The following is a 9,001-nucleotide window of genomic DNA, read 5'->3' as shown; positions in this document are numbered from 1 at the left end:
ATCGCGCTTTGGCGAACCTGTGTACAGTTGACGCGGGCGGCCAATACGATAGGGATTGCTGAGCATTTCGTTCCAGTGTGAAATCCAGCCCACTGTGCGGCCTGTGGCGAAGATGACAGTGAACATTTCTGTCGGAATGCCAATGGCTTTCATGATGATGCCGGAATAGAAATCCACGTTGGGGTAGAGTTTCTTCGCGACGAAATACTCGTCTTCCAGTGCGATTTGCTCCAGACGCTTGGCGATTTTCAGCAGGGGATCATTTTCAATGCCCAGTTCTGCGAGCACGGCGTCACAAGCTTCTTTCATCACCTTGGCGCGAGGATCAAAGTTTTTGTAAACGCGGTGGCCAAAGCCCATCAGGCGGAAGGGGTCATCCTTGTCTTTCGCACGCTTGATGAAGCCGTCGATGTGTTTCTCATCGCCAATTTGCTCCAGCATTTCCAGTACTGCCTGGTTGGCGCCACCGTGGGCGGGTCCCCACAATGCAGCAATACCTGCGGCAATACAGGAGAACGGGTTGGCGCCTGAAGAGCCGGCCAGGCGAACAGTAGAAGTGGATGCATTTTGTTCGTGGTCAGCGTGGAGCAGGAACAACAGATCCATGGCTTTGGCGACGACCGGATTGATGTTGCTAGGCTCGCAGGGAGTACCGAACATCATATGCAGGAAGTTCTCTGAATAGCTCAGGCTATTGTCGGGATACATGTAAGGCTGGCCAATGAAGTGCTTGTGGCACATGGCCGCCAGAGTAGGCATTTTCGCGATCAAACGGTGAGCTGTGATCAGTCGATGTTCGGGGTCGTTGATATCCATGGAGTCGTGATAGAACGATGACATGGCACCGACTACGCCACAGAGCATGGCCATGGGGTGCGCATCGTAACGGAAACCTGACATAAACTGCTCAATTGAGCGGTTGACCATGGTGTGTTGATTGATGATTTTCTGGAAGTTTTCTTTTTCTGTACCTACGGGAAGTTCACCGTGAAGAAGTAGGTAGCAGGTTTCGAGATAGTTGGATTTTTCAGCCAATTGCTCAATCGGGTATCCACGGTGCAGGAGAATACCTTTTTCACCGTCGATGTAAGTGATTTTTGACTCGCAGGCAGCGGTTGATCCAAAGCCGGGATCGTAGGTCCAGCAACCTGTTTTAGGTACCTGGGAAATATCAATAACATCTTCACCGAGGGTGCTCTTGAGAATGGGCAGCTCAAGGTTGATATCTGTGCCCTCAACTGAAAGATTGACCTTCTTATCGCTCATTGGGTTCTCCTAAGAGTCAGGAATCTGGATCTGGGATAGCAAGTAAATAGTCTTGCGAAATGACCTGAAAAATTTATCAGAGGCGGGAAACTATAGCCTGCTCGAAAAAATTGTCAATTTAAGTGAGGATCGATGCAGTGAATAGCGACTATCGATAGGTCGTATGCCGATCACTGGTTGTTGGCAATCAAACGACGGTTTAATTGTAATCGGCTTGTAATGCACCTATAATTTCCGCCCGATCTAACCCGGCATGCTAACGATGGTATAGCCGATTCCCTGCTTTGCATTTAACTCATCTTATAGCTAGCTGTACAGATTAGATAAGGTGTATATACCGTGAACAAGAAAAGACCTGTAAATCTCGATATTGGAACTATTCAGCTTCCAATTACTTCCTACGCGTCCATTCTTCACCGGGTATCCGGTGTAGTTCTATTTGCTGCCATTGGGGTATTCCTCTGGTTGCTGGACTCAAGCCTTTCCTCAGAAGAGGGGTTCAATGCTATTAAGGAGACCATGGGCAGCCCATTTTGCAAGCTGATCATATGGGCATCCTTGGCAGGACTGGCCTATCACATGGCGGCAGGGATTCGTCACCTTATTATGGACTTTGGTGTTGGTGAAACACTTGAAGGTGGCCGCCTGGGTGCGAAGATCGTCCTGGTTGTTGCCGCCATTCTGATTTTGCTTGCGGGGGTATGGGTAGCATGATTACCAATATTACAAGTTTTGGTCGTAGCGGCCTGTCCGACTGGCTGTTACAGCGTGTGACCGCTGTGGTGATGGCGGCCTATGCCATTTTCATCACATTTTATCTGTTGTTTACCCCAAATCTGGAATACAGCCAGTGGGTGGCCCTTCATAGCTGCCTGTGCATGAAGGTGTTCAATGTCCTGACTGTATTGTCGATTGCCATCCATGCATGGATTGGCCTGTGGGCAGTACTGACTGATTATGTGACTGTCCGTCTGCTTGGTCCAAAAGCGACACCACTGCGTATATTCCTGCAGTTAGGAATGATTGCCGTCACACTGGTGTATGTCATCTGGGCTCTTGAAATCGTTTGGGGAATTTAAATCCATGACTAGCGTAAGAACTATTTCCTTCGACGGCGTTATCGTCGGTGGTGGTGGCGCCGGTATGCGCGCCGCGTTGCAACTGGCTCAGTCCGGTTATAAAACAGCTGTTATTTCCAAGGTGTTTCCTACTCGCTCGCACACCGTGTCAGCTCAGGGTGGTATTACCTGTGCAATTGCCAGTGATGACCCAAATGATGATTGGCGCTGGCACATGTACGACACCGTCAAGGGTTCTGACTATATTGGTGATCAGGACGCTATTGAATACATGTGTTCAGTCGGCCCTGAAGCGGTCTTCGAGCTGGAACACATGGGCTTGCCATTCTCACGTACCGAAGAAGGCCGTATCTATCAGCGTCCTTTTGGTGGTCAGTCCAAAAATTTTGGTGAGGGCGGTCAGGCTGCTCGTACCTGCGCTGCTGCTGACCGTACTGGTCACGCATTACTGCACACTCTTTATCAGAACAATGTCAAAAACAATACCGTCTTCTTTAATGAATGGTTTGCGGTAGATCTGGTGAAAAATGCCAATGACGAAGTTGTTGGTGTTATTGCGATCGATATCGAAACGGGCGAAACCGTTTTTGTAAAATCCAAAGCAACAGTATTGGCCACCGGTGGTGCAGGCCGTATCTATGCATCCACCACTAATGCCCACATTAATACCGGTGACGGGATTGGCATGGCGCTTCGTGCCGGCTTCCCCGTGCAGGATATGGAAATGTGGCAGTTTCACCCGACCGGCATCCATGGTGCTGGTACTTTAGTCACTGAAGGTTGTCGGGGTGAGGGTGGTTACCTGATCAATAAAGATGGCGAACGCTTTATGGAGCGTTATGCTCCTAATGCCAAAGACCTTGCGGGGCGAGATGTTGTTGCACGTTCAATGGTGCTTGAGATTCTCGAAGGTCGCGGATGTGGTGAAAATGGTGATCACGTCTACTTGAAGTTAGATCACCTGGGTGAAGAGATACTGGAAAGCCGCTTGCCCGGTATCTGCGAACTGTCAAGAACCTTTGCTCATGTCGACCCGGTTAGTGAGCCTATTCCTGTTGTACCAACCTGCCACTATATGATGGGAGGGATTCCCACCAATGTTGAGGGCCAAGCCTTAACACTGGATTCTAACGGCAAAGAAAAGGTCATTAACGGCCTCTACGCCTGCGGTGAGGCGGCCTGTGTGTCAGTTCATGGTGCTAACCGGTTAGGTGGTAACTCACTGCTCGACCTGGTGGTATTCGGTCGTTCCTCTGGCCTGTTCATTGAAAAGGCTCTCCGTGAAGGTATCAATATGGATGACCCTACGGATGAGCATGTAAACGCCGCGATGGCACGCCTCAATCGAGTTAATAGCAGTAATGATGGGGAAGGCGCTGCTGAACTGCGCACCGAGTTGCAGAATATCATGCAGAACTATTTTGGTGTGTTTCGTCGCGGTGACTTCATGCAGGAAGGCATTAAGAAACTTGAAGCATTGCGCCCCCGCATTGAGAACGTTCGCCTCGATGATAAAAGCAACACCTACAATACAGCCCGTATTGAAGCTCTCGAATTGCAAAATCTTCTTGAGGTGGCAGAAGCAACTGCAATTACTGCAGAGGAGCGTAAAGAAAGCCGCGGCGCTCACGCTAGGGAAGATTACTCCGTGCGCGACGATGAAAACTGGCTGTGTCACTCTGTTTATTTCCCCAGCGACAAGCGAGTGGGCAAACGCAGTGTGAACTTCTCACCCAAAACCATGGAAGCCTTCGCACCGAAGGCGCGTACCTACTAATAAAAGGTTAGTGAACCATGTTGAATGTAACTATTTATCGTTATAACCCTGATGTGGACGAAGCGCCGTACATGCAGGACTATGAGGTTGATACCGCAGGTAAGGACCTGATGGTGCTGGATGTTCTTGGTTTACTTAAAGCTCAGGATCCGACACTGGCATATCGTCGCTCATGTCGTGAAGGTGTGTGTGGTTCTGATGGTATGAACATCAGCGGCAAGAATGGCCTGGCCTGTATTACTCCACTATCTGAATGTGTGAAGGGTGACAAACTGGTACTGCGTCCGCTGCCAGGGCTGCCCGTGGTGCGCGATCTGGTCATTGATATGAGCCAGTTCTATGCTCAGTACGAAAAAATTCAGCCGTACCTGGTGAACAATCAACCGGCACCTGCGATCGAGCGTTTGCAGTCTCCGGAAGATCGCGCCAAGCTGGATGGCCTCTACGAGTGCATCCTTTGTGCTTGTTGTTCTACCAGCTGTCCTTCCTTCTGGTGGAACCCGGACAAATTCATCGGTCCCGCTGGTCTCCTCCAGGCCTACCGCTTTCTGATTGACAGTCGTGATACTGACACAGAAAATCGCTTGTCAAATCTGGATGATCCCTTCAGCGTATTCCGTTGTCATGGTATCCAGAACTGTGTCTCTGTTTGCCCTAAAGGGTTGAACCCGACAAAGGCAATAGGCCACATCAGAAACATGTTGTTGAGAAGCGCTACCTAATAATGCTGACGCATAATAATGACAACCCATCGGGCCCTCCGTCAAAAGAGGGCCTTGATGATCCTGCTTTCATACTATAGGGAACCTTTCGATGCCTGAAAGCATCATGCAGCAATTTTTGCGCTCTTCCCATCTCTCTGGTGGGAACGCCGCATATATCGAAGATTTATACGAAACATACCTACACGACCCCAATGCAGTGCCCGAAGAATGGCGCTCATTCTTTGACTCCCTTCCGAGAGTAAACGGCCATTCTGGTGCTGATGTCTCTCATGCAACCATACAGGATTATTTCGAGCTGCTTGGTCGTCGCCGTGCACGGCCCACGCCTGCACCTGGTTCAGGTGGCATGAATATTGAGCATGAGCGGAAGCAGGTCAAGGTCTTGCAGCTGATTAGTTCATATCGTAACCGAGGCCATCAGAAAGCTAACCTTGATCCACTCGGCATTATGAAACGCGAGCAGGTGCCGGATCTGCAGCTGAACTACCATGGGCTGACAGAAGCTGACCTGGATACAACGTTCCAATGTGGTACGTTGTTTATAGGCAAGCAGGAAGCACCGCTAAAAGACATTATTGCTGCTCTTGAGGAAACCTACTGTCGCCACGTGGGCGTCGAGCTGATGCACATCACTGATCTGGCTGAAAAGCAGTGGCTGCAGCAGCGTCTAGAAAGTGTTCGTTCGAAGCCTACCTACGACAACGAGATGCGCAAGCATGTGCTGCAACGACTGTCTGCTGCAGAAGGTCTAGAACGGCACCTTGATTCGAAGTATCCCGGTACCAAAAGGTTTGGACTGGAGGGCGGTGAGTCTCTGATTCCCTTGCTAGATGGCTTGATTGAGCGCGCCGGAGAATACGGGGCAAAAGAAATTGTTCTGGCGATGGCTCACCGTGGTCGCCTCAATGTGCTGGTCAATGTGCTGGGTAAGAATCCAGCAGACTTGTTTGCAGAGTTCGAAGGCAAGCGCCATGTGGACACATCCGGTGATGTGAAATATCACCAGGGCTTTTCCTCCAACGTGATGACGCCGGGTGGTGAAGTGCACATGGCATTGGCCTTTAACCCATCTCACCTTGAAATCGTATCGCCGGTGGTTGAGGGTTCTGCTCGCGCTCGACAAGACCGCAGGGTAGATCCGGAAGGCAACAAGGTAGTACCCATTCTCGTTCATGGTGATGCGGCTTTTGCTGGTCAGGGTGTGGTGATGGAAACCCTGCAAATGTCCCAGATCCGGGGCTATAAAACAGGCGGTACCGTTAACCTCGTCATCAACAACCAGGTAGGTTTCACCACCAGTCGACGGGAAGATTGTCGCTCTACCGAATACTGTACAGATATCGCTAAGATGGTTCAGGCACCCATTATCCATGTCAATGGTGATGACCCTGATGCGGTGATGTTCTGTACCTTCCTCGCCATGGACTACCGCTACCAGTTCAAGAAAGATATTGTCATTGATCTGGTTTGTTACCGGCGTCGTGGTCACAACGAGACGGATGAGCCCTCGGCGACCCAGCCTTTGATGTACAAAATCATCAAAAAGCATAAAACCACCCGTGAGCTATATGCGGACAAGCTGGTCAGCGAAAGTATTCTCACTAAAGATGAGGCAGCGAACATGTTGACTGCCTATCGGGATACCCTGGATCGTGGAGTGAATGTCGTTAACAAGCTGGTTTCCGAGCCGGATGAGGCATTGTTTGTAGACTGGACTCCTTACCTGGGGCACGAGTGGACAACGCCCGCTGATACCGGCTACCCGCTGCCTGCGTTAAAAGAGGTGGCTAACCGGATCTGTCACATTCCTGAAGGGATTGTTATTCAGCGGCAAGTAGAGAAAATCTACGACGATCGACGCAAAATGGCTGGCGGTGCTCTCGAACTTAACTGGGGCATGGGCGAGTTACTGGCCTATGGGACTCTGTTGGAGCAAGGTTACCCGGTTCGAATGACGGGTCAGGATATCGGCCGGGGCACCTTCTCCCATAGACATGCAGTGGTTTTCAACCAGAAAGATGGCGAAACTTACACGCCTCTCAAACACATGTCTGAAGATCAGCCTTTGTTTGATATTTATGATTCTTTCCTCTCTGAGGAAGCTGTTCTCGGTTTTGAATACGGTTATGCCACTACTGCTCCGAAAGGTCTGGTAATTTGGGAGGCCCAGTTTGGTGACTTTGCTAATGGCGCCCAGGTTGTCATTGACCAGTTCATTACCAGTGGCGAGCACAAGTGGGGACGCTTGTGTGGTCTAACCATGCTGTTGCCACACGGCTATGAAGGCCAGGGCCCCGAGCATTCTTCGGCGCGCCTGGAGCGCTACCTGCAGTTGTGCGCAGAGCACAATATTCAGGTATGTATTCCTACTACACCTGCCCAAATGTTCCATCTGTTACGTCGTCAGGCAATCAGGCCCATGCGTCGTCCGTTGATTGTCATGAGCCCGAAATGGATTTTGCGACACAAGCTGGCCACCTCATCTCTGGAAGACCTGGCCAATGGAGAGTTCCAAACGGTTATCGGTGATAGCGAAATTGATCCGAAAAAAGCGCGTCGATTGATACTCTGTTCAGGAAAGGTCTACTACCATCTCCTTGAAGAGCGGGAGTCCCGTGGTATTGACGATATCGCCATGGTGCGTATTGAGCAATTGTATCCGTTCCCTGACGAGATTCTGCTGTCGGTATTGCAGCAATATACTGCGCTTGAAGAGGTCGTCTGGTGTCAGGAAGAACCGATTAACCAGGGCGCATGGTATAGCAGCCAGCATCACATGCGCGCAGTGATCGACAACTATCAACCATCTCTGCCTTTACGCTATGTCGGCCGAGCCGCGTCAGCTGCTCCCGCTGCAGGTTACATGTCTGCTCACCTCGAAGAGCAGGCAAAATTTGTTAACGAAGCTTTGAGTTTTTAAGTGGCCAGAGGGCCATCCTCGACCAAGGAAATGATAAAAAATGAGCATTGAAATTAAGGCGCCTACATTCCCCGAATCTGTTCAGGAAGGGAATATTGCTACATGGCATAAACAACCCGGTGATACCGTAGTTCGGGATGAACTGCTCGTGGATATCGAGACCGATAAGGTGGTGCTGGAAGTGGTAGCCCCTGCCGATGGCACTTTGCAGGAAGTGTTTAAGGGTGAGGGCGATGTGGTTCTCAGCAATGAAGTCATTGCCAAGGTGGTGGCTGGAGCTGTTGAGTCCGCTCCGGCTGCTGCGCCGGCAGCCGCAGCTGAAGAAGCATCGACAGATGATGAAGCTGGCGGTGACACTATTGCCAGCCCTGCAGCACGTAAACTTGCTGAAGAGAAGGGCATTGACCTGCAGCAAGTTACCGGTACGGGTAAAGATGGCCGCATTACCAAAGAAGATGTTGAAAAATGGTCACTTTCAGATGAAACAATAGATAAATATAAGAAAAGATACGCTGAAGAATGGCGTTCTAAGTTGGATGAAGTAGTGAAACGAATGATGGAGAAGATATAATGTTAAGTTTTGGTGACTATAAAGATAAGATTAGTAAGTCGGTAATGTATCACGTTGAAAATCATATACCGTTTGCTGAAAATATCTATAGACTTCATAGTGAAGAATTTTATAGATTGTTTAGAGAAGCCAGAGAATTGTACAAAGAAGGCGTCTTAACTGAACTATCTGATTGGGATAAACAATTAATAGAGTCAGACATTGGCGAATTTGGTTTATATGAAGGTCAGAAAGTTCCTTTAGATATACCAATCGAAGAAGAAGACAAAAAGACACCACCTTTAAATAAGCCAAAAAGAGGTGGACCGAAAAAGTTTTATGTATTTGTCCGTGATGGTGATAAGATTAAAAAAGTCACTTGGGGAGATACAACAGGATTATCTGTAAAGATGAATAATCCAGAGGCAAGAAAATCTTTTGCTGCTCGTCATCAATGCGATCAACAAAAAGATAAAACAAAACCTGCTTATTGGGCTTGTAACTTGCCAAGATATGCCAAAAGTTTAGGTATGTCTGGTGGAGGTAATTTTTACTGGTAGATGAAACCTTATATTGATGATATTCAGTATGATATGTTTGATGGACGACAACACTTTAGAACTTTTCAAAGTGATGTTGATAATGAAGAACTGATTTGGCATAGGGATAAAAAAGATAGAACCA

General features: G+C 49.0%; 7 protein-coding genes and 1 pseudogene. 7 read left to right on the top strand and 1 reads right to left on the bottom strand.

Translation table 11 applies throughout. The features are described from left to right. Nucleotides 1-1,266 (bottom strand): citrate synthase (locus ACYZYZ_RS09760; protein WP_461484140.1); only part of this gene is annotated, 1,266 nt, incomplete at its 3' end. 339 nt (nt 1,267-1,605) lie between these two features. On the opposite strand from ACYZYZ_RS09760, the gene sdhC reads away from it, so the two are divergent. The 7 genes and pseudogenes from sdhC (at nt 1,606) to ACYZYZ_RS09725 (ending at nt 8,877) form a co-directional block, all read left to right on the top strand. Further along, entirely contained in the window at nt 1,606-1,980 is a 375-nt protein-coding gene (gene sdhC / locus ACYZYZ_RS09755; RefSeq protein WP_305171035.1) for a succinate dehydrogenase, cytochrome b556 subunit, read from the top strand. Continuing rightward, the gene (gene sdhD / locus ACYZYZ_RS09750) at nt 1,977-2,345 is read left to right on the top strand and encodes a succinate dehydrogenase, hydrophobic membrane anchor protein (RefSeq protein WP_305171034.1); all 369 of its coding nucleotides are present in this window, start codon (nt 1,977-1,979) and stop codon (nt 2,343-2,345) included. Before sdhC ends, sdhD begins: the two co-directional genes overlap by 4 nt. A gap of 4 nt (nt 2,346-2,349) precedes the next feature. After that, entirely contained in the window at nt 2,350-4,122 is a 1,773-nt protein-coding gene (gene sdhA / locus ACYZYZ_RS09745; protein WP_305171033.1) for a succinate dehydrogenase flavoprotein subunit, read from the top strand. Between the two features lie 17 nt (nt 4,123-4,139). Continuing rightward, a complete protein-coding gene (locus ACYZYZ_RS09740; RefSeq protein ID WP_305171032.1) occupies nt 4,140-4,844 on the top strand; it encodes a succinate dehydrogenase iron-sulfur subunit in 705 nt (234 codons plus the stop codon). 91 nt (nt 4,845-4,935) lie between these two features. Then, on the top strand, nt 4,936-7,767 hold the full coding sequence (locus tag ACYZYZ_RS09735; RefSeq protein WP_461484139.1) for a 2-oxoglutarate dehydrogenase E1 component: 2,832 nt from the start codon (nt 4,936-4,938) through the stop codon (nt 7,765-7,767). Nucleotides 7,768-7,807: 40 nt separating this feature from the next. Beyond that, nucleotides 7,808-8,227: pseudogene (locus ACYZYZ_RS09730) on the top strand (E3 binding domain-containing protein); the annotation flags it as partial. Nucleotides 8,228-8,337: 110 nt separating this feature from the next. Continuing rightward, nucleotides 8,338-8,877, top strand: coding sequence for a hypothetical protein (locus tag ACYZYZ_RS09725; RefSeq protein WP_461484138.1), 540 nt, complete (start codon nt 8,338-8,340; stop codon nt 8,875-8,877). Nucleotides 8,878-9,001: the final 124 nt, after the last annotated feature.

It is taken from the genome of Porticoccus sp., from assembly GCA_023261185.1.
GTDB lineage: Bacteria > Pseudomonadota > Gammaproteobacteria > Pseudomonadales > Porticoccaceae > Porticoccus > Porticoccus litoralis.
This window is presented reverse-complemented; position numbering and strand designations above follow the sequence as displayed.

Coding starts and splice junctions, on each gene's coding strand:
- sdhD (WP_305171034.1), top strand. CDS start 1,977: ATGATTACCAATATTACAAGTTTTGGTCGTAGCGGCCTGTCCGACTGG.
- sdhA (WP_305171033.1), top strand. CDS start 2,350: ATGACTAGCGTAAGAACTATTTCCTTCGACGGCGTTATCGTCGGTGGT.
- ACYZYZ_RS09740 (WP_305171032.1), top strand. CDS start 4,140: ATGTTGAATGTAACTATTTATCGTTATAACCCTGATGTGGACGAAGCG.
- ACYZYZ_RS09735 (WP_461484139.1), top strand. CDS start 4,936: ATGCCTGAAAGCATCATGCAGCAATTTTTGCGCTCTTCCCATCTCTCT.
- ACYZYZ_RS09725 (WP_461484138.1), top strand. CDS start 8,338: ATGTTAAGTTTTGGTGACTATAAAGATAAGATTAGTAAGTCGGTAATG.